Origin of the sequence: Stenotrophomonas sp. YIM B06876 (assembly GCF_030711595.1) — a bacterium.
In the GTDB taxonomy this organism is placed as follows: domain Bacteria; phylum Pseudomonadota; class Gammaproteobacteria; order Xanthomonadales; family Xanthomonadaceae; genus Stenotrophomonas.
Window position 1 is genome coordinate 1 of sequence record NZ_JAUJUJ010000249.1, and the last position, 1,183, is coordinate 1,183.

Annotated in this window: 1 protein-coding gene; it reads left to right on the top strand. The window is 66.3% G+C overall.

Features of this window, described 5'->3' with window-relative positions; all coding sequences use genetic code 11:
- The coding region (locus QZH66_RS16485; protein WP_305806956.1) for a dihydroxy-acid dehydratase at positions 1 to 1,183 on the top strand (1,183 nt) is incomplete at both ends.

Genomic DNA, 1,183 nt, shown 5'->3' on the forward strand with positions numbered 1-1,183 from the left:
CACATCACGCAGGGCAAGGCGCGCGCGCCCAACCGCTCCATGTACTACGCCATGGGCTACGAGGAAGCCGACTTCGTCAAGCCCATGGTCGGCGTGGCCAACGGCCACAGCACCATCACGCCGTGCAACTCGGGCCTGCAAAAGCTCGCCGACGCGGCCATCGAGGGCATCGAGGAAGCCGGCGGCAACGCCCAGGTGTTCGGCACGCCGACCATCTCGGACGGCATGGCCATGGGCACCGAGGGCATGAAGTATTCGCTGGTCAGCCGCGAAGTGATTTCGGACTGCATCGAGACCGCGGTGCAGGGCCAGTGGATGGACGGCGTGCTGGTCGTCGGCGGCTGCGACAAGAACATGCCCGGCGGCCTGATGGGCATGCTGCGCGCCAACGTGCCCTCGATCTACGTCTACGGCGGCACCATCCTGCCCGGCCACTACCAGGGCAAGGACCTGAACATCGTCAGCGTGTTCGAGGCCGTGGGCGAGAACGCCGCCGGCAAGCTCAGCGACTTCGACCTGCACGAGATCGAAAAGCGCGCCATTCCCGGCACCGGCAGCTGCGGCGGCATGTACACCGCCAACACCATGAGCTCGGCCTTCGAGGCGCTGGGCATCAGCCTGCCCTACTCGTCCACCATGGCGAACCCGCACGACGAAAAGCAGAACTCGGCCAAGGAATCGGCCAAGGTGCTGATCGAGGCGATCCGCAAGGACATCAAGCCGCGCGACATCGTGACGCGCAAGAGCATCGAAAACGCCGTCGCCGTGATCATGGCCACGGGCGGCTCGACCAACGCCGTGCTGCATTTCCTGGCCATCGCCCACGCGGCCGACGTCGAGTGGACCATCGACGACTTCGAGCGCGTGCGCCAGAAGACGCCCGTACTGTGCGACTTGAAGCCCAGCGGCCAGTACCTGGCGGTGGACCTGCACCGGGCCGGCGGCATTCCGCAGGTCATGAAGCTGCTGCTCAACGCCGGCCTGCTGCACGGCGACTGCCTGACCATCGAAGGCAAGACCATCGCCGAAGTGCTCAAGGACGTGCCCGACCAGCCGCGCGCCGACCAGAACGTGATCCGCCCGATCACCAACCCGATGTACGCGCAAGGCCACCTGGCCATCCTCAAGGGCAACCTGAGCCCCGAGGGCGCGGTTGCCAAGATCACCGGCCTCAAGAACCCGG